This is a genomic window from Psychrobacter urativorans (assembly GCF_001298525.1).
Lineage (GTDB): Bacteria > Pseudomonadota > Gammaproteobacteria > Pseudomonadales > Moraxellaceae > Psychrobacter > Psychrobacter urativorans_A.
In genome coordinates this window covers 24820-44215 of the sequence record NZ_CP012678.1, presented here as the reverse complement: position 1 = coordinate 44215, position 19396 = coordinate 24820, and the positions used below count along the sequence as shown (strand labels likewise).

Sequence of the window (19396 nt, the reverse complement as noted above, 5' to 3'; positions counted from 1 at the left end):
ATAAACGGCTATTTTATGAGCACCATAAATGGTAAGCAAAACTTAAGGATATACTATGGCAGGTCACTCAAAATGGGCAAACATCAAACACCGTAAAGCCCGTCAAGATGCGGTAAAAGGTAAAATATTTACCAAAATTATCCGTGAAATTGTCTCCGCTGCCAAGCAAGGTGACCCCGATCCTGATAAAAATCCACGCTTGCGCGCTATCGTTGAAAAAGCCCTATCCGTCAATATGACACGAGATACGATCAATCGTGCAGTTGCGCGCGGTACTGGCGGCGGTGATAATGACAACATGGAAGACATCACCTATGAAGGCTACGGCATCGGCGGCGTCGCGGTATTGGTTGAAACCATGACGGACAATGTCAATCGTACCGTCAGCGAAGTACGCCATGCCTTTACCAAGCACGATGGTAATTTAGGTACGTCAGGCTCGGTTGCCTATTTATTTAATAAGCGTGGCGAGATTAGCTTTAACGATGTCAGCTTAGAAGACGAGGTATTGTTAGCGGCTTTGGATGCCGGTGCGCTTGATGTTGAAAATGATGGTGAGACACTATTGGTTATCACTGACGTAGAGCATTTCGGGCAAGTAAAAGATGCGTTAAATGCAGCCGGATTGGTTTCTGATAACGCAGAAGTTACGATGTCACCAGCGACCAGTGCCGATATTGATAATCTCGATGACGCAATAAAGGTTATGAAAATGATTGATATGTTGGAAGATATCGATGATGTCCAAGAAGTTTATAGCAATGTGAACTTCTCAGACGAAGTAATGGTGCAGCTTGAAGAACAATAGCAGTTAGCAAATATCATTTATTAAATATCACTGATTAAATGAAACCGCATAAAAAAGCCAAACGTTTAAACACGTTTGGCTTTTTTTATGCTGTATTTTTCTAAAACGCTCTTAAAAACCTGAGCTTTTAATATCAAAGCTATGATATTAAAAATTATAGTTTACATTGAACGCCTTCAAGCGCTAGTAAATACTCTTTTTTATCTACCCCGCCCGTATAGCCACCCAATTTACCATCGCTACTAATAACTCGATGACAAGGAATAATAATACTAATTGGGTTGTTGCTATTGGCTTGAGCAACTGCGCGGAAACCTTTGGGACTATCAACACGCTGCGCGAGTGTAGCATAACTGATAGTTTCACCATGCTTAATATCTAACAGGGCTTGCCAAACTTTTTGCTGAAATGGCGTACCTAGAGTGGCATCAAGCGGTAAATCAAAATCGCAACGTGTGCCTTGCAAATATTGCTGTAACTGCGCAATAGTGGCTAACAATAACTGCTGTTCAGGGTCGTTAGCATTTAATGCTGAAGCAGGCACAAACTGGGCATTGATAGCATTAAATTTATAATTCTTGGCTAACTTAGCTAGATTAACACTATCTTGCCAATGCTCATCTGCTGCTAACCAATTACAGCAGATAAGCGTTGCAGTATTTCCTATGCTATGGCTTGCCAGCAATAAAGACGCATTTTGAGAGGGCAAGTGATGTTGAGCGATATCAGATAATACAATACTGGTTATAATCATAATATTTATCCCTTTAATACTGTTGTCCTACCATTTCATACTATCTGCTTACCATCAAACACCATTATTCTTTATCATCAGTCTCAAACAATGCCGCGACAAACTGCTTCGGACTAAAGGCACGCAGGTCATCAATCGACTCACCAACCCCAATATACCGAATAGGTACATCGGTCGTTTCAGCGATATTAAATACCACACCACCTTTTGCCGTACCATCAAGTTTAGTAATGGTAATACCGGTTAGCGGCACGACTTTATTAAATAACTCAACTTGGTTAATCGCATTCTGACCCGTGCCTGCATCGAGCACAATCATCCCTTCGTGGGGTGCGCTAGGATCTGCCTTACGCATGACGCGCACAACTTTTTCTAACTCTGCCATTAAGTAAGTTTTATTTTGCAAACGCCCAGCCGTATCAGCAATCAATACGTCAATATTTTTAGCTTTCGCAGATTGCATGGCGTCAAAGATAACTGAGGCGCTGTCTGAGCCATGACCTTGTGCCACGACTGGGATATTATTGCGATCGCCCCAAATTTGTAGCTGTTCAGTGGCAGCAGCTCGGAAAGTATCACCAGCAGCAAGCATGACCGACTTACCCTCGCCTTGCAAACGCTTGGCAAGTTTACCAATCGTAGTAGTTTTACCCACACCATTAACCCCAACCACTAAAATAACAAAAGGTTTTTTACTGGTATCGATAATCAATGGCGCAACTTTTGGGGTTAAAATATCGACCAATTCAGTTTGTAATGCTTTATAAAGCGAATGCGCATAAATCAAGTCACCACGGGTCGTTTGTTCCGTTAAGCTCTTAATAATGCGATTGGTGGCGCTTACCCCAATATCAGCCACCAACAGTTGGTCTTCAACTTCTTCTAATAACTCATCATCAATTTCTTTCCCACCAATAAGAATACTGACCATGCCTTCAGCTAAATTCTTACGTGACTTGCTCAACCCCGACTTCATACGGTTAAACCAACTGCCTTTTTGCTTGTCTTGCTGGCTCTTTTGTTGAGCGTCTTGTTGAAGGTCGTCTTGAACATTTTGGTGAGGTCCTTGTGTCTCACTTGTCTGTTCTTGCTTTACCACAGCAGGCTCAACGCTGCTACTTTTAGCGCTAACACTTGCACTATCCCCTAATTGCGCCTGCAACGGCATTTTTGGTATCGCTGCTTGATCAATCGTCTGCTTCGGCTGACTGTCACTAGGCAATGTGCTATCAGTAGGCGTTTTTACTTCTGGTGACACAATCGGCGAACCCAATGCGATATTTGCAGCTGCATCGGCACTGGATACTTTTATATTTTCGGATTGCGACTCTTTCTTAGGCGGGTTATTAGACGATGGTTTAGTCGAAGCTTCACTTTGAGCCTGAAGGTCGGATTCGTCAATAATAGGCACGGATTGCGCAGGCAAGCTCGGTAAGGTAATATCGTCGTCATCTAAATCATCAAAGTCGCCATCGAGATTGATGACTACGCGATTCACATTATTTGCATTATTCATAAGTTCGCCCTAAAAGTTAGCACTGTTAGTAATGTATTTATGGTGCCATTTCCATTTATAGTAGCACTATGGGTTATCTCAGCACTGACACTCATTTTTGTGATAGTTTAGCATAATTCAGCCGCGGCTCAGCGACATGATGGATAGGGATAACAAACGCACTTAAATCGAATGTGAAAGCTTCGCTTAAGGTTTAGACACAAAACTCTGACTTTTGCTGGGCAAAATTTCGCTACAGTCTGCTAAACGTTATGCCACTCTGATTTTATTATCAGTATTCAGCAGCTATCTATCATCTATTAGGAAATGTTATGTCATCAAATCTTAAGCCTCATCAATCACTGAGCACTCAAACATTTAAAACCCGTTCTAATAAATGGTTAAATACTGGTTTGGCACTGACTATAGTCGCATTGACAGTTTCAGCGACCGGATGCAATACGACACACGAATTTAAACCGACTGCTAGTGTAATAGTTGGTGCTCATAAATCGCTATAATGTTAAGACACTTTTATATTAATATTTATATTAAGATTTAACCTATCAAAATTTAATATATCAAGGTTTAACAGCCGTATATTCACTCGTTATTTTATATCAGTAGGGTTTATCATGTCGTCCTCATTGCAATCTACACCTCAACTCCATCATTATAATGATAAGCAAAAGCGACATAAAACCGCCACTACGATAGCTTTTACATTTATTATCGCGGCTTTGTCTTTTTCAGCGGTAGGTTGTCAAACACTTCAAGCCCTTGAGCCAACCGCCATTTTAATCTCTAATATAAAAAATTCTATATAACCGTAGCCATGGCTATCGTTAGCTGATGGCTGTTTTTAATATTTTTATATTTAGTCGCCATTTTTATAAGTAGAAACCACTATGTCTTCATCTATAACGCTACGTGTGGCTTGCGCTTTAGCTTTGTCTTTAGTATCGGTTACGTCGCTTACTGCTTGTCAAACTAATAACCTAAAACAAACTACCCAACCTAACGGAACATTGGTAACGCCGACGCCACATACCGATAAGCCAGCAGACTTGACGATAGATGTGTCAGGTCGTCATGAGTATCAGTTGGATAATGGCTTAAAGATTATTGTTAAAGAAGACCACCGTGCGCCCGTGGTGGTGACACAAATTTGGTATCGGGTCGGCTCAACGGACGAACCCCTTGATAAAGGCGGTATCTCACATTTACTAGAACATATGATGTTTAAGGGCACAGCGGATGTGTCTAGTGATGACTTTGAGCGCTTAATTGCTAAGTTTGGCGGGGTAAATAATGCGTTTACCAGTTACGACTATACGGGATATTACGAGCTGTTTCCCGCAAATCGCTTACCGCTAGCGTTAGAGCTAGAAGCGGATCGCATGACTAACTTACGCTTTGATGACAAGGCGTTTGCTAAAGAGCATCAAGTGGTAATGGAAGAACGTCGCCAACGTACCGACGACAATCCACTTGCCAAGGCGTATGAATCATTTCGCTTGCTTGCCCTACCTGATAGCCCTAAAGGTGAATCTGTCATTGGACCAATGAGCGAGCTTGAATCGATTACCTTGCCCGAGCTAAAAGACTGGTATAAAACATGGTATGCGCCTAATAATGCCACGTTAGTTATCGTCGGTGACGTCAATCCAACAGAGGTATTAACCCAAGTCAAACGCTACTTTGAGGATTTACCTGCAAGCAAAATACCTAAGCGCCCTACGGTTCGCCAACAAGGATTCCGTGGCTATCAACAAGTCAGCTCTGAGCAAGCCGTACAAGTTCCGGTTTTATTAATGGGTTATAACGTCCCCAGTCTATTGACTGCCGCGCCAACGAACGAAAAACAAGCTTACGCACTATCACTCGCACAAGATGTGTTAGATGGTGGACTGTCTGCGCGCCTAGAAAGCCGATTAATACGTGAACAAGGATTATTAACCAGCGTTGGTACGTCTTATGACTTACTAGATCGCGGTGACGGACTGTTTCTCATCCAAGCAACGCCACGTGAAGGCGTCAGCTTAGAGCAAGCACAGCAAGCTATTACGGCTGAAATTAATAAACTTGGTACTGACCCGATTGCTGATGATGAAATCAGCCGTGCCAAAACCAATACCGTCACTGGTCTGGTCTATGCTCAAGACAGTATGGAAGGACAAGCACAAATCATCGGCTCACTACAATCTATTGGGCTTGATGACAGACTACTTGCCACGTTACCGGCGAAACTTGACAGCGTCACGGTTGCCGATATCCAAACAGCCAGCAAAAAATATCTAGTAAAAGACAATCTCACGGTGATGTATGTCGTCCCACCTACGGAAAAAGCCCCTAATAAACCTACTAATAAAGCCATTGATAAATCTAAAATAAGTAAGCCTAAAGTAGCCAATTAACAAAGCGCTTATTTTGAGATTGATATCATTATTAATTTAAAGTGCGCGAAATTTTTTAATCCGCATTTTATTAAGCAACCTTTTATTGAAAACCCATTTATTAAGAAGACCGTTATGATTGATAAGGCGTCTACAAACCTAATAAAAACAACAAGCACACCCTATCCCGCATTCTCAGCACGGTTATTATCTTTAACGCTAAGTATCGCCATAGGATTCAGCACAGTAGCGGCACCGGCTTATGCGGACGACAATCGTGCGTCAGCGGCGACAGTAGATACTAGCGCACCCATCGCCGCACTCTCCAAACTGAGTAGCCTTGATAACGTCAAACCCCTGAAAGTCAACGTACCGAATATTCAACATTTTAAAACCAAGTCTGGTGTGCCAGTCTCCTTTGTACGTGCTGAAACTTTACCGATTGTCGATATTGACCTGCGTTTTAATGCAGGTAGCGCTCGCGATAGCGATATTCGTACGGACGGTTTTGGGATTGCTAATATGACTGCCACCATGCTCACCCAAGGCACAAAAAACTTAGATGAAGATGACTTTACACGCGCCGTTGAAACCCTAGGGATTAATTTAGATAGCAGCGTGTATAAAGATATGTTTATCGTATCCTTACGCAGCTTATCTGATGACGAACACCTACTGCCTGCTGTTGATTTAATGACGCAACTGCTGACTGAGCCAAAATTTGAGACGCAAATTTTAGAGCGCAATAAAGCGCGCTTAGTGGTCGGCTTGCAGCAACAAAAACAAGATCCCGGCAGTCTTGCCAGCCTTGCTTTTAATAAAGCGTTATACGGTACGCACCCTTATGCTCACCCTACCTCGGGCACGCTTGAGACAGTTCCTAGTATTCAGAAAAAAGACTTAATTGACTTTCAAAAACGCTATTTGGTTGCTGCCAATGCTTCACTAGCAGTCACCGGTAATTTAACGCGCAAGCAAGCTGAAAAACTTGCCGAAGACCTCACTATCGGCTTACCAATCGGCAAAGCAGCAGCTGTTCTACCAGAGCCGAAACCACTGACCAAAGCTCAGCATATTCATATTCCTTTCTCCAGTACTCAAACTACAGTATTAATGGGACAATTGGGTAATAAGCGCGCGACCGACCCCAAATCACAGCAACAGCAAACCAACTTTGCCGTCGGCAATGATGTCTTAGCAGGCGGTAGTTTCAATGCGCGGCTGATGACGGAAATCCGCCAAAATCTGGGCTACACTTATGGTATCTCAGGCTCGATGAGTCCGATGCTGGCGCGTGGTCCTTATCAAATTAGCTTTTCTACCCGCAACGATAAAGCCCGAGCAGCGATTGATGCCAGTGTCGAGGTGATTAATACCACCTTAAATAAGGGTATTACAGCAGCTGAGATGACGTTAACCACAGATAATTTAAAGAACAGTTTTCCGATGAGTTTTGCTAGTAATGCGGGGATTAATGGCTTATTAGGTATGATGAATTTTTATCAGCTGCCTGATGACTATTTGACTGATTATATGAGCCGTATCGAAAATGTGCAGCTTGCGGCAGTGAATCAAACCATGCGTGAAACACTTCAGCCTGATAAATTTTTGATTGTAACCGTTGGGCAGGATAACCCTTGGGATACTAAAAAACCGGCAGCGAAAGCGAAACCCTAAATATAGCTATTTCTGAGCGCCGGTAATATATTTGGAAGTTAAGTATTTATGTGTTGAAAAATATCGTAAATGACGGTGTTGCAAATTAAGCGTTTAATCATTAACGCTGATTGCAACATCATAGCTTAGACGTTCAGGCTTATAGGTTGCCCCATTATAAGATAGGCGAATGACGTGCTTATCATAAGAGGCAACTTCATAGTCGCCATCAGCAAAGTTATGCAAGTCTGGTACAATCAATAGCGCTTCAATTTGACTGTTATTCACTGTGATAGCTATTTTTTGACCCGTACGGGGATATAAGAAATAATCACAATGCTCATCTACCATAACTTCTGCAACCCGTTCTATCGTATCCTTATCCACTTCCTTTTGTAGCAGCTTTGGACAAATATCTGCATGCTGGGCAGCTAGCCTTGCATATGAGTTATTAATACTGTCCTCAATCTCAGCAATTTTTTGTTGTTTTGAAGCAGACTTGGTATTGGCAATCGTTTCAATAGACGGTTGTGGTGTGCATGCTTTAATAATCAACAATGCCAATATAGCAGCAATAACGAGGAAGATATGAAGGATATTTACAGGAATAATGAGGTGTTTACTCAGGTGAAAATTATGCGTTTTTGTTAATACTGACCATAATTTTTTCATAAATCTCACTTATGCCCGTTCATCATCATTTCTTGTCATTCATAATTTAAAATAGCAAGTGTCAAGTGTTGAGATGAGCGTTAGTTATAATAACGAACAATAATCTGTAGATATTACAGAGATACTTACCTAAAATTTAAATATTCTTTCATGACCCATGCGTCTATTCGTCTATTCGTCTGTATTTTTATACTTTTTGTCAAACCTTTAATGGATAAGGAAAGCAGATATCCAGTAGTTGACAAGCAGATTTTAGTCTATTAAAAATACTTGACGCCCTTTTCTAGCAAATACTTGACGCCCTTTTCTAGCAGTCAACACCTCGTTAGCTTTTGCTATCAAGAGCGGCAGGCTGAGCCACGACTGGCATGCTCAAAGCCCCATTTTCTATAGCCTTGGGTATCTAGATGAATGGCTCCAGTTGCATATAACCCAAGCCCAAAGTCATGGTTTCCCCCTTGATATTGCCAAAACTGACACAAACCATCTTGCACGCTATTAACGCGCCATTGATCATTTTCATATTCTGGCACCCATATATCTATCGCACCAGCGGTCATATGCTTACTACTATTGGCACCACCTGCACAGTTATTCAGCCCTGCATCACGATATACCGAACGAATCTCGGTACTGGCTGGCAAGATGCCTTGATTTTTTAGGTTACTGTAGAGCCGCAAAGTTGGCACTATATTTGCCCATAGATCTTGTGGCGGCAGTTGGTAGGGCTCGTAGCCACATTTATCCCAGCTACGTGCTGTTGTCAGCAGTTGTTCCATAGGCGGGACATTTTGCGCACCGATTTGTGAACCTAGATAACGCTGATAGTTTGCAATTTGTTGGGCGCGGTAGCGATTGCTATTTAACCAGCTATTAAAGTCTATAGTAGCATTGCCATAACTATTACTATTATTACTGTTGGTGCTGTAGACGGGATCATAGGTTGTATTGTAAATAGGATTGTAGACTGATGGACGCGTCTTGGTATTGACACGCTTGCTTTCTTCTATAGACAGTTTGGCGTCAAAATCAAATTGACGTTGCTTTTGTTCAATCAGTCCCTGCATGCTATCGCTATTGAATGTATTATTAGTTAGGATAGGAATGACCGTTTTATTGACGATCGTTGCAGGTTTAATATAAGCATTGCTGCTACTTTGCCGAACTTGTACACGACGCTCACTATTGTCACTTAAAATAGCGGCATGGACGCTGACACTACTCATACCCATGAGGAATAGCGTTATTATTGGCTTAAAAGCTGTAGATGTTAAAAAGGTAGTAGGCGTTAAAGAAGTTGAGGTTATCATATTTGCTAATTTTCTTTGATAGGTATATGAATGGGTAACGACCTGAACAGTCTTATCCGTATATCCATTCGCATCATTATTTAATTTGCGCATTGCTGGTCATTACCCCTAAAAACATTTCAACGATACTATCAAATTTCAGATAGTCGGGCTAAACTATCGCCGCTTATCTGGGCTAAGTGGTTTATTATTAACACATATCCTCATGAATTTTTATAATCACGTTACTTCATTACTGTAATGTTACTTTTTCTAAACAAGCATCATAATCAATTTGCAAAAGATGAGCCGTCATAGTGATAGCGCAAGTCTAAGCATTATTTTATGTTGCATTTTTATCTACTCCTCACTTATAGACACTCTTCGCCTATGTCTTCTAGCTCACAGTATCAGCTTTCGCGCCAAAGCCAGCATTCCGATCACTATCACGGAACCACACTATGGCAACGTATTCATATTGATCCATGGCTCACGCTGCTACTGCTAACGATTTGCTGTATTGGTTTGACCGTTCTATATAGCGCATCCGCGCAAGATAGCGAGATGGTGATCCGCCAACTGGTCAGTTATGGTATCTCGTTGATGGTCATGTTTGTGATAGCGCAAGTGCCGCCCAGTATTTATCGTACCCTGACACCTATATTTTATCTTGTGGGATTGATGCTATTGGTACTTGTAGATATCATTGGTGAAGTACGGATGGGCGCCCAACGCTGGATTAATTTGCCCGGATTTGGCAGTATGCAGCCGTCAGAGTTTATGAAACTTGGTATGCCGATGATGTGTGCATGGTTTCTATCTAAGCGCGAGTTACCACCCTCTATATTCAGTGTGGTGGTCACTTTAGGTCTTATCGTTATACCCGTATTACTGATTGCCAAAGAGCCTGATTTAGGGACTTCTTTGTTAGTGGCGGCTAGTGGTCTCTTTGTGTTGTTTCTGGCAGGATTATCTTGGTGGCTGATTTTAGGTACTTTGGTGTTATCGATACCCATCGCCATATTTGCATGGCATTTTTTATTACATGATTATCAGCAAATGCGGGTATTGACCTTATTTAACCCTGAAATCGATGCCCAAGGTGCTGGCTGGAACATTATTCAATCTCAAACGGCTATCGGCGCTGGCGGTCTGAGCGGTAAAGGCTATATGGACGGCACGCAATCCCACTTGCATTTTTTACCCGAGGGTCATACTGACTTTATTATTGCCGCTTTCTCTGAGGAGTTCGGCTTGCTTGGAGTAATACTATTACTATTTATCTACGCTTGCCTATTAAGCCGCGCATTGTATATTGCCTTTAGTCATTCCGATATTTATAGCCGTCTGTTAGCTGGGGCAATTACGATGTCATTTTTTCTTTATGTCTTTGTCAATGTGGGCATGGTGAGTGGCATCTTACCAATCGTTGGCGTCCCTCTGCCCTTCATCAGCTACGGTGGCACTGCCATTGTGACTCTAATGGCAGGATTTGGCTTATTGATGTCGATTCATACTCATAAAACCGTCTAGTTTATATTTTGTTTGTAATACATAACCTATTTATAAAATAAAAAACCATTAAAAGTAAAAATCATTTAAATAGAAAAGCAAGCGCAAAACTTTCTATAAAACACCATTATGTTATAATATAACATATCTAATATAAATAGACCAATTGAAGCGTTATCCTCTCATATTTACTAGCAATTGCAGCTTGAAAGTAACGATGACCGCATATAAATAACCTGTGTAAAAATGACAAGCTCACTGTGTTGCTCTACTGACTTTAAACGACTGTATCGATTATAAATGAATATTTTTAAGTGATTTTTTATCTCCAAAAGAGCAGTAAGGAGAAGTGCCTTTAGGGTATTATAGGACAAGTTGATTTTTTAAATGTTTGACCTTTATTAATTTTGACTTAACTATAGTTACTGTATTTATGAAAAAATAATATTTGTAAGCTATTGTTATAATTACATTAAATGCATTAAATTCACTCTCTCTATACGCTAGCAGTACACTTATTGTCAATATTTCCTTATCAGTTTTAGTGCTTGTTTTTTACAAATAATTGCGTTACTCTCTTTTTAATGCATTTTTGATACATAAGCAATACACACTCACTAAGAAAGTTAGCATTCGATTATATTTAGGTTGTAGCTCAGCAGTATAGTGAGCATCTAGGTTTTTAGAGCTGACATTTGGTTAACGATTTACAAATAAATCACTACACTACGTCATATAAACTATATATTGGTTAAGCTATTACAGAATAGTTTAACATTGCTATCTAGCGGTATTGTTATTGCATCACTAATCTTTTTTTTGGTAAAATCATATTTTTTAAGAGTGATAGCATTCACTATCACTTGAACTTATCATGAGTTTCAGCCTATTTTACTATCGTCTGCATCCTTATGATAATGCAATAAAAAAATTATCCATACGTTAAAATCTATTAAAGCTTTTGACGCTATCCCTCTTTGAGTGATAGCGTATTATGTAGGGCTTTAGAGTACGTCTCGTCATTAGAGTGGTCTAATGAAGTCATGCTCAATCTGCGACCGTTAATAGTGAGTTTTAACGTAGATTAGGTTTTAGGGTATAAGTTATAGAGGTATTTATGAATAAGCGTTTATCTGGTTTACTGACTATGTCTTTGTGTATATTTGCAGGCTCAGCAATCGCCTCCAACGTACAAGCAGCAGAATCCAAAACCTCTCTTGTGACTTTGTCTCAAGATAACGCCTCCAATATCGATCGTGTACTCGGCGAGCTTACCCGCCAACATAATAATGCATCAAGCTTAGTTAAGTCTGCCCGTCAGCCCACATCATTGGCACTTAGCAGCTCGCTACTTGCCAGCAACAGTACTCAAGCAACCAATGATGAAGATGTGCTTGAACGTTTAACCGCAGTAGCATCAAATTCTGTCAGTAAATTTAAGCAAAACGGTCTGGCGTCTTGGTATGGTCGTCAGTTCCATGGTCGTAAAACTGCCAGCGGTGATACTTTTGACATGAACGGCTTAACGGCTGCTCATCGCTCACTACCTTTGAACTGTTATGTGCGAGTGACCAACAAAACTAATGGCAAAAGTGTCGTGGTAAAAGTTAATGACCGTGGTCCATTCCATGGTAATCGTGTGATGGATTTATCTTATGGCGCTGCTAAAAGACTAGATATCACCAGTAAAGGGGTGGGTAACGTTACTATTGAGCGTGTTGCAGGTCCTCAGTCTTAATAGGCTATTTTGCTTTTATTTCTCTTTATAACGCTCTGAAATAAGCAATTAAGACCATAAAAAAGCGCCTTGCTACTATTTAGCAAGGCGCTTTTTATTGCGACAAATTATCATCTCTATAAGTATTTATTACAATTCAAAGGCTCTCTGAATAGCATCGTCCAAGCGTTCTACTGCAATAATGGTAATACCTGAAAATTGAGGACTATTAGCACTTGGCGCATTAGACTTAGGTACGATAGCATGGGTAAAACCATGCTTCATCGCTTCTTTTAAGCGTTCTTGTCCATTAGGCACCGGACGAATTTCACCTGACAAGCCCACCTCGCCAAATACCGCTAATGATGAAGGTAGCGCACGCTCTTTGATACTGGACGCACAAGCCAACAGTACCGCTAAGTCTGAGCCTGTCTCAATCACCTTTACACCGCCAACAACGTTGACGTAAACATCTTGACCGCTGGTATGAATACCACCGTGACGGTGCATAACCGCAAGTAGCATTGATAGACGCTGAAAATCAAGCCCAAGTGCCATGCGCCTTGGCTGTCCTTGCGAATCATCAACCAATGCTTGTACTTCAACCAATAATGGGCGTGTGCCTTCACGGCTGACCATGACTACTGATCCGGCAACTGGCTTATCATAGCGACTCAGAAATATAGCAGAAGGGTTAGCAACTTCTTTTAACCCCATATCGGTCATACCAAAAATACCCAGCTCATTCACGGCGCCAAAGCGATTTTTGACCGCACGAATCATACGAAAGCGCGCATCAGACTGACCTTCAAAATATAGAACGGTATCTACCATATGCTCAAGCACTCGCGGTCCTGCCAGCGTGCCTTCTTTCGTGACATGACCCACTAGAAATAGTGCAGTGCCTGTTTGTTTGGCATAACGCGTCAAAATAGCCGCAGATTCACGAATTTGACTGACGCCACCCGGTGCAGAATTAATGGCATCGGTATAAATGGTCTGAATCGAGTCAATAATAGCAATGGCAGGCTGTTCTTGCGTTAACGCAGCACAGATGGTTTCCACATTGGTTTCAGCCAGCACTCTTAGACGGTCAGCAGGTAAGTCTAAGCGCTTAGCGCGCATAGCCACCTGCGCGAGCGATTCTTCACCAGTCACATAAAGGGCACTACCTGCTAACGAATCAGCACGTGCCATATTAGTGGCGGTTTGTAGCAAGATAGTTGACTTACCAATACCGGGATCACCACCGATTAATACCACAGAACCCGCAACTAAACCACCACCCAATACCCGATCAAACTCGCTAATACCTGTTGACATACGCGTATCTAAGGTGACACTGACCGCATTAAGTGGCATAACCGCACTATGCGTCCCAGAATAGTTTCCTGTCGGTACGCCACCACCTACACTACGCGGCGCGGCACGATTGGCATGAGGTTTAGCGGTACTCTTATTATGATGCGGCATACTTACATTTGGGGCTTCAATTAAGCTGTTCCATTCACCGCAATCGGTGCATTGTCCCGCCCATTTACCAAAATGAGCACCGCAATGCTGACAGACATAGCTACTTTTATTTTTTGCCATGAAATATGAGCCTTATTCAGATAATAAATCAAAAATATTCACGGTAACTATCATAGTTATCATAATTAATAGAGAATATTTGCGATAAATAATACAGATTTTATGAATTTTTTAGACGTTTCTGCCACTGCTTTATAAACAGCAGCCTAATTGATGATTTGAGTTGTGCAGAATATAAATAATGACCGTTAGTTTTACGAGGGATGACTTTACTCTAGGGTATATCTTGAGCAATGCAAATTTTTGAGCGTAGAGTATTCATAAAAAAAACAGCGTCTTTTGCAGCATTAGTGATATGAACCATACAAAATTATAGGAGAATGACCTACTATCTAGTGACATTAAAAATTAGTAACATTAAAATAGTGACGTTAAAAATAGGCTAGCACCTTATACTTGGAAATCCTTGCCTAAATAGACGCTTTTTACCAATTCATTATTTAAAATATCTTGCGATGTACCTTCAGCAATAATGGCACCTTCTGAGACAATATAAGCTTTTTCACAAATTGCCAAAGTATCTCGGACATTATGGTCGGTAATTAATACCCCAATCCCACGATTTTTTAGATTTAAGATAACGTCTTTAATATCACTTACAGAAATAGGATCAACCCCAGCAAACGGCTCATCTAATAAGATAAACTTAGGGTTGGCTGCTAAAGCGCGAGCAATCTCACAGCGCCTGCGCTCACCGCCTGATACACTCATACCAAGCGATTGGCGCACGTGTTCTAGATGAAACTCGCCAATGAGTTTTTCAAGTTCTTGACGCTGCTCAGCGGCAGTGAGTTCTTTACGAGTTTGCAAAATCGCTAAGATATTATCTTCGATAGACAGTTTACGGAAAATAGACGCCTCTTGCGGCAAGTAACCGATGCCCGCCCGCGCGCGCTCATGCATGGCATATTTTGATAAGTCTATTTTTCCTAAGGTGACGCGACCTTTGTCCATATTGACCAGTCCCACCACCATATAAAAGCTGGTTGTCTTACCTGCTCCATTAGGACCTAAGAGCCCGACCACTTGCCCTTGTTCGACAGAAAATGATACATCTTTGACCACCCAACGTTTACCGTAACGCTTACCCAAATTTTGCATAACTAATTTGGCAGCAGCTGTATCAGCAATTGGTTTGTTTTCAATAGTGACATGCTGCACGTCAGTATCGTTATTATGGTCAGTGCTGTTATGACGATTGTTGGTGTTATTGCTACTGGTACTATTAAAATTATTATCACTCATACCATACTCATGCTATTACAAAATTTAATAGAGGCTTATTAATAGAAGCTTAAAAGTCTAACTGAAAGGTAATGATGCTATAAAACTACTGGCATCAAGATATCATTTAGCGTACACCGCGCTGACTAGCATTATTATTGGGTGGAAACACCAATTCAACGCGCTGACTACCACCCGCAGTGGCTTCTACGTCACCATCTTTTAGACTATAACGAATGACATTACCGGCAAAACTCGCGCCATTTTGTACCAATCTAGCATTACCCGTTAAGGTAACAATGCCGTTCATGGCATTATAATCAATATTATTTGCCTGCCCTTTTGCGAGACCCTTTTCTTGCGTGACCACTTGTTGCATTGTCGCTGGACGTCCTGTGGCAACTGCTGAATTAATACTGCGCTGCTGTGATAAATTCACCGTGATATTATCAGCCGTTAGCTTTAGCGATCCTTGGGTGATAATCACACTACCAGAATAGCTGGTAACCCCTGTACGCTCGCTATAGGTCGCCTTGTCTGCTAATAATTTAATAGGCTGATTGGCATCTGACGGCAGCGCATGGCTATAAATGGGCAACGCCAGTAACATGACTGTCGACACTGTGCGTAAATAATACGGCACTTGAATGCGACGCGTTGATAATGAGCGCATAACCGGCAGAAAGTCGAATTTCATAGATAGTTACTCTTATAATAATTAGTAAATAATAAGGTCAGGCAAAGCTAATGTCAGTAAAGCAAATGAATATGAATCAAACTACCTTTTAGTACGCTTATTTTATACTAAATGAATGCAATATATAGACTAATACAACCATTAGAACAGTGCCTTATCTTGGCGCTTGGCAGGGGTAAAACTAACGGCAACTTGCCCAAATTCGTACTCGCCAGTCTCAAGATTAGCTTTCATACTAGATGCCTGAAAGCGGTTCATACCTTGTTCAACTTTAACCGGTTCATTGCTATAAACTTGCCGTGATTTGGTATTGCCCATCAGCGTCTGCCCTGATATTTTGATCGGCTCTATATCTGTCGCCGCTGATTTTTCTTCACTGGCTAACATAAAACCACCCGATAAACGCATCTCGCCTGTTTGCTGATTGATAGCAGCGCTACCCGCCTGAATGCGATAACGCTGCTCAGCTGATGGTTCCCAATTCATCGTGATGCCTGACATCTCATCTTGATTGGTAACAGGATTATGAGTGAGTGACTTAGCATTCACCTCATATTCAGTGTTGCCTTGCTCATTGGTCTGTACCGCCTTAATATCCGTTGCTTCATAGTCAACCTCTGAGGTTTCTAGCTTTATCGGTGGCGATATTTTACCTTGCTGCTGAAAAAACCAGCCAGCAATGACCGCAATAACGAGTGCTAAGACAATTAAAATACGGGTATTCACGACAAGTTATCCTGAGTGCTATCGAGCGTATAGTGGGCAATAAAGTCTTTGTAATGACCATGCCCTTTTAAAATAAGATCGCATACTTCACGAACCGCGCCATAACCACCCGCGCGAGTGGTGACCATATCGCTACGATTAATCACTTCTGCATGGGCATTGGGTACTGTAGCAGCAAAACCTACTGTCTGCATGGCTTTAATATCAGGCAAATCATCGCCCATATAAGCACAATCAGCGGCGCTTATATTAAGCGCCGGATCAAGGGTTGCAAGCAGCTCATTTAAGGCAACAAGCTTATCATCACGACCTTGTACCACGTAATTAACACCCATTTCTGCAGCACGTTTATCAACCATCGCGCTACTACGACCAGTAATAATAGCCGTCAAAATACCATAACGCGCCAGAGACTTTACGCCCACCCCATCTTGTACCGAAAATGCTTTGGTTTCAATACCATTAGCATCATAAATAATCTGCCCATTAGATAAAATGCCATCGACATCTAGCACTAATAATCGCACTTGTCCGGCTTTTCTGATTAAGTCTTGCATGGTTAATCTCTTATTAAATTGCTTCTTATTAAAAATGATAATAAATTGAAATATCGTTCGTATTGTTATTATATAAAAATTAGCCGTTTATTTAACGCCCGCATTTAGTAAGTCATGAACAGTAATAATGGCTTCTAACTGACCCTGCTCATCCATGACCAGCAGCTGACTGATCGCATTTTCATTCATCACACTAAGGGCATCTGAGGCACGCATAGTTTTACTGACATGGCGAGGACTGGCAGTCATTACTTCATACATAGGGGTGGTTAACTCAATGCCCTTTTCTAAACCACGACGCAAATCGCCATCAGTGAATACACCTACCACTTTTTTATGATCATCAGTCACTACTGTCATGCCCAAACGCCCATTAGACATCGTGAATAATGCTTTTTGTAGTGGTTCTTTTTGATTAATGATAGGTAAGTTTTCTAATCGGGTATGCATTAAATCCTCAACCCGTGTCAAGAGCTGACGTCCAAGAGCGCCCGCAGGATGCGATAACGCAAAATCCTCTGAGGTAAAATTCCGCGCATGAACTAACGCAACGGCTAATGCGTCACCTAGCGCTAGAGTAGCGGTGGTACTCGACGTCGGGGCAAGGTTTAATGGACAAGCCTCTTGTGAATGACCAAGCGTCAAGGCAATATCAGCAGCGTGTGGCAACATACCGCGCTTATCACGGCTGATACTAATGAGTGGAATTCCTAAACGTTTGACTACGGGCAACAGCGTTCTGATTTCATCAGACTCACCAGAATTGGAAATCGCAATAAGCACATCACCCTTTACCACCATGCCTAAATCGCCATGCCCTGCCTCACCTGGGTGCATAAAAAATGAGGGCGTACCTGTAGAAGCAAAAGTCGCGGCTATTTTACGTCCAATCAACCCTGATTTACCCATGCCAGTCACTACTACCCGACCCTGACACGCCAAAATAATATCGCACGCCTGTGCAAACCTATCATCTATCTGCTCAGTCAATAAGGATAATGCTGCTTTTTCAGTATTAATCGCATCGATGGCAGTCGTTATAAATTGTTCGTGGGTTAGGCTAAGCGCATTGTTGCTCATGGATTGACTCAGTAGTTATTATTCAATGATATATTTTACTCTAGTTATTTCAATATACTATGATTGATATTAATAATATAGCTGACAATCTGTAACAGCGTGGTTATAAGCAGGATTTATATAACTCTGTATGGCTTACATGGCTTACATGGCTTACAGAATTACTTGCTAAAAGTATTTTATCCTCATACCTATTTATATCTGCAACCAACCCATATCCATACAATCAAAAAGACCCACTATAGTAGCAGGTCTTTTTCTAATAGCTCAATAGCGAGTGTTACGCACCATAGTTATCTGTTAGCGTTACGTCATACTTAGCCATTATTATCGCTATTATCAATATCATTATTTGATATATCTTCGAAACCTGTATTTTCTGACGGATTTTCGAAGCCACGATCTTGCCCAAAGCCGCCACGTTCAAAACCGCGTTCCTGACCTTGACCAAAACTACCGCGCTCAAAGCCACGGTCTTGACTTTGACCAAAACCACCACGATTGAAACTACTGCGGTTAGAAGCAAAGCCACGCTCTTCGAAGCCACTGCCGGTATTACTAGGATTCGTACCACGCTCAAATCCAGCGCCCGTGCTACCACCTTGATAGCCAGCAGTAGCGCCTTGCGGTTGACCTGCTGCTGTGGTTGTCATGCTGCTAGTACGCGGGTTGCGTGCTGGTACGACAGTCGAGATGGCATGTTTATATACCATTTGGCTGACCGTATTTTTCAGCAATACTACATATTGATCAAATGATTCAATTTGACCTTGTAATTTAATGCCATTAACTAAAAAAATAGACACCGGAATGCGATCTTTGCGCAACGAGTTCAAGAACGGATCTTGTAGGGTTTGTCCTTTTGACATGAAATCTCTCCTAAATAGTGTATATCGTTATATTATTAGTGCTGATTCAATTATAATAGTTAGAGTCAGATACAATGATGATTTTTATTAGTGAAACGTATCTAAATAAGCACTAACTCTTCTTAAGTTATTCTACTTTATCGTTATTATAAATTTTATTGTAAAAAATTAAGTAACCAGTTGTTTCTACAGTAATTTTTAATAATAATGATTCAGCTAGTAATAGCTCGCAGTATATTCAAGCAGCCATCTTCATTATTTTATTATAATAACAGCTATTATCATTATACTTTGAAACTTATTGTCAACTCTTCTGCTATTTACCATCATGCCTATAGCTATACTCTACAG

At 41.3% G+C, this 19396-nt stretch carries 16 protein-coding genes; 5 read left to right on the top strand and 11 right to left on the bottom strand.

What is annotated here, in order from left to right:
* Window positions 1–55 precede the first annotated feature (55 nt).
* A complete protein-coding gene (locus AOC03_RS00205; RefSeq protein ID WP_062533051.1) occupies window positions 56–808 on the top strand; it encodes a YebC/PmpR family DNA-binding transcriptional regulator in 753 nt (250 codons plus the stop codon).
* A 154-nt stretch (window positions 809–962) separates the two neighbouring features.
* On the opposite strand, the gene AOC03_RS00200 is transcribed toward AOC03_RS00205, so the two are convergent.
* Together AOC03_RS00200 and ftsY are read right to left on the bottom strand one after the other, a co-directional pair.
* Complete coding sequence (locus AOC03_RS00200) at window positions 963–1562, bottom strand: methylated-DNA--[protein]-cysteine S-methyltransferase (protein ID WP_084785716.1); 600 nt, start codon at window positions 1560–1562, stop codon at window positions 963–965.
* Between the two features lie 64 nt (window positions 1563–1626).
* Window positions 1627–2538: a signal recognition particle-docking protein FtsY gene (ftsY, locus tag AOC03_RS12910; protein WP_237182087.1), complete on the bottom strand. Its 912-nt coding sequence runs from the start codon at window positions 2536–2538 to the stop codon at window positions 1627–1629.
* 1427 nt (window positions 2539–3965) lie between these two features.
* Between ftsY and AOC03_RS00190 the strand changes: the two genes are divergently transcribed.
* Both AOC03_RS00190 and AOC03_RS00185 read left to right on the top strand, forming a co-directional pair.
* Window positions 3966–5474 carry a M16 family metallopeptidase gene (locus AOC03_RS00190; RefSeq protein WP_062533047.1) on the top strand — a complete coding sequence of 503 codons (1509 nt, stop codon included), beginning with the start codon at window positions 3966–3968 and terminating at the stop codon, window positions 5472–5474.
* 114 nt (window positions 5475–5588) lie between these two features.
* Window positions 5589–7130 (top strand): M16 family metallopeptidase, encoded by a 1542-nt coding sequence (locus AOC03_RS00185; protein ID WP_084785715.1) that lies wholly within the window; start codon window positions 5589–5591, stop codon window positions 7128–7130.
* 93 nt (window positions 7131–7223) lie between these two features.
* On the opposite strand, the gene AOC03_RS00180 is transcribed toward AOC03_RS00185, so the two are convergent.
* On the bottom strand, window positions 7224–7781 hold the full coding sequence (locus AOC03_RS00180) for a hypothetical protein (RefSeq protein WP_062533045.1): 558 nt from the start codon (window positions 7779–7781) through the stop codon (window positions 7224–7226).
* A gap of 338 nt (window positions 7782–8119) precedes the next feature.
* Window positions 8120–9091 carry a D-Ala-D-Ala carboxypeptidase family metallohydrolase gene (locus AOC03_RS00175; protein WP_062536297.1) on the bottom strand — a complete coding sequence of 324 codons (972 nt, stop codon included), beginning with the start codon at window positions 9089–9091 and terminating at the stop codon, window positions 8120–8122.
* A 369-nt stretch (window positions 9092–9460) separates the two neighbouring features.
* Between AOC03_RS00175 and rodA the strand changes: the two genes are divergently transcribed.
* Together rodA and AOC03_RS00165 are read left to right on the top strand one after the other, a co-directional pair.
* Window positions 9461–10603: a rod shape-determining protein RodA gene (rodA, locus tag AOC03_RS00170; RefSeq protein ID WP_062533043.1), complete on the top strand. Its 1143-nt coding sequence runs from the start codon at window positions 9461–9463 to the stop codon at window positions 10601–10603.
* A gap of 1096 nt (window positions 10604–11699) precedes the next feature.
* Window positions 11700–12320, top strand: coding sequence for a septal ring lytic transglycosylase RlpA family protein (locus tag AOC03_RS00165; RefSeq protein WP_062533041.1), 621 nt, complete (start codon window positions 11700–11702; stop codon window positions 12318–12320).
* A gap of 129 nt (window positions 12321–12449) precedes the next feature.
* Here the strand turns inward: AOC03_RS00165 and radA are convergent, their stop codons facing one another.
* From radA to hfq, 7 genes are all read right to left on the bottom strand, one after another.
* Window positions 12450–13892 carry a DNA repair protein RadA gene (gene radA, locus AOC03_RS00160; protein WP_062533040.1) on the bottom strand — a complete coding sequence of 481 codons (1443 nt, stop codon included), beginning with the start codon at window positions 13890–13892 and terminating at the stop codon, window positions 12450–12452.
* Window positions 13893–14282: 390 nt separating this feature from the next.
* A complete protein-coding gene (lptB, locus tag AOC03_RS00155; RefSeq protein ID WP_157049327.1) occupies window positions 14283–14993 on the bottom strand; it encodes an LPS export ABC transporter ATP-binding protein in 711 nt (236 codons plus the stop codon).
* Window positions 14994–15243: 250 nt separating this feature from the next.
* A complete protein-coding gene (lptA, locus tag AOC03_RS00150; protein WP_227514344.1) occupies window positions 15244–15726 on the bottom strand; it encodes a lipopolysaccharide transport periplasmic protein LptA in 483 nt (160 codons plus the stop codon).
* 228 nt (window positions 15727–15954) lie between these two features.
* The gene (lptC, locus tag AOC03_RS00145; RefSeq protein ID WP_062533036.1) at window positions 15955–16539 is read right to left on the bottom strand and encodes an LPS export ABC transporter periplasmic protein LptC; all 585 of its coding nucleotides are present in this window, start codon (window positions 16537–16539) and stop codon (window positions 15955–15957) included.
* Window positions 16536–17096, bottom strand: coding sequence for a KdsC family phosphatase (locus tag AOC03_RS00140; protein ID WP_062533034.1), 561 nt, complete (start codon window positions 17094–17096; stop codon window positions 16536–16538). Before AOC03_RS00140 ends, lptC begins: the two co-directional genes overlap by 4 nt.
* A gap of 87 nt (window positions 17097–17183) precedes the next feature.
* Entirely contained in the window at window positions 17184–18176 is a 993-nt protein-coding gene (locus AOC03_RS00135; protein WP_062533032.1) for a KpsF/GutQ family sugar-phosphate isomerase, read from the bottom strand.
* Between the two features lie 317 nt (window positions 18177–18493).
* Window positions 18494–19045 (bottom strand): RNA chaperone Hfq, encoded by a 552-nt coding sequence (hfq, locus tag AOC03_RS00130; protein ID WP_062533030.1) that lies wholly within the window; start codon window positions 19043–19045, stop codon window positions 18494–18496.
* Window positions 19046–19396: the final 351 nt, after the last annotated feature.

Excerpts from the sequence above, each read along its gene's own strand:
- ftsY (WP_237182087.1), bottom strand. The coding sequence starts at position 2,538 with ATGAAGTCGGGGTTGAGCAAGTCACGTAAGAATTTAGCTGAAGGCATG.
- AOC03_RS00175 (WP_062536297.1), bottom strand. The coding sequence starts at position 9,091 with ATGATAACCTCAACTTCTTTAACGCCTACTACCTTTTTAACATCTACA.
- AOC03_RS00180 (WP_062533045.1), bottom strand. The coding sequence starts at position 7,781 with ATGAAAAAATTATGGTCAGTATTAACAAAAACGCATAATTTTCACCTG.
- AOC03_RS00205 (WP_062533051.1), top strand. The coding sequence starts at position 56 with ATGGCAGGTCACTCAAAATGGGCAAACATCAAACACCGTAAAGCCCGT.
- AOC03_RS00165 (WP_062533041.1), top strand. The coding sequence starts at position 11,700 with ATGAATAAGCGTTTATCTGGTTTACTGACTATGTCTTTGTGTATATTT.
- AOC03_RS00135 (WP_062533032.1), bottom strand. The coding sequence starts at position 18,176 with ATGAGCAACAATGCGCTTAGCCTAACCCACGAACAATTTATAACGACT.
- radA (WP_062533040.1), bottom strand. The coding sequence starts at position 13,892 with ATGGCAAAAAATAAAAGTAGCTATGTCTGTCAGCATTGCGGTGCTCAT.
- hfq (WP_062533030.1), bottom strand. The coding sequence starts at position 19,045 with ATGTCAAAAGGACAAACCCTACAAGATCCGTTCTTGAACTCGTTGCGC.
- AOC03_RS00190 (WP_062533047.1), top strand. The coding sequence starts at position 3,966 with ATGTCTTCATCTATAACGCTACGTGTGGCTTGCGCTTTAGCTTTGTCT.
- lptB (WP_157049327.1), bottom strand. The coding sequence starts at position 14,993 with ATGCAAAATTTGGGTAAGCGTTACGGTAAACGTTGGGTGGTCAAAGAT.
- rodA (WP_062533043.1), top strand. The coding sequence starts at position 9,461 with ATGTCTTCTAGCTCACAGTATCAGCTTTCGCGCCAAAGCCAGCATTCC.
- lptA (WP_227514344.1), bottom strand. The coding sequence starts at position 15,726 with ATGTTACTGGCGTTGCCCATTTATAGCCATGCGCTGCCGTCAGATGCC.
- AOC03_RS00185 (WP_084785715.1), top strand. The coding sequence starts at position 5,589 with ATGATTGATAAGGCGTCTACAAACCTAATAAAAACAACAAGCACACCC.
- AOC03_RS00140 (WP_062533034.1), bottom strand. The coding sequence starts at position 17,096 with ATGCAAGACTTAATCAGAAAAGCCGGACAAGTGCGATTATTAGTGCTA.
- AOC03_RS00200 (WP_084785716.1), bottom strand. The coding sequence starts at position 1,562 with ATGATTATAACCAGTATTGTATTATCTGATATCGCTCAACATCACTTG.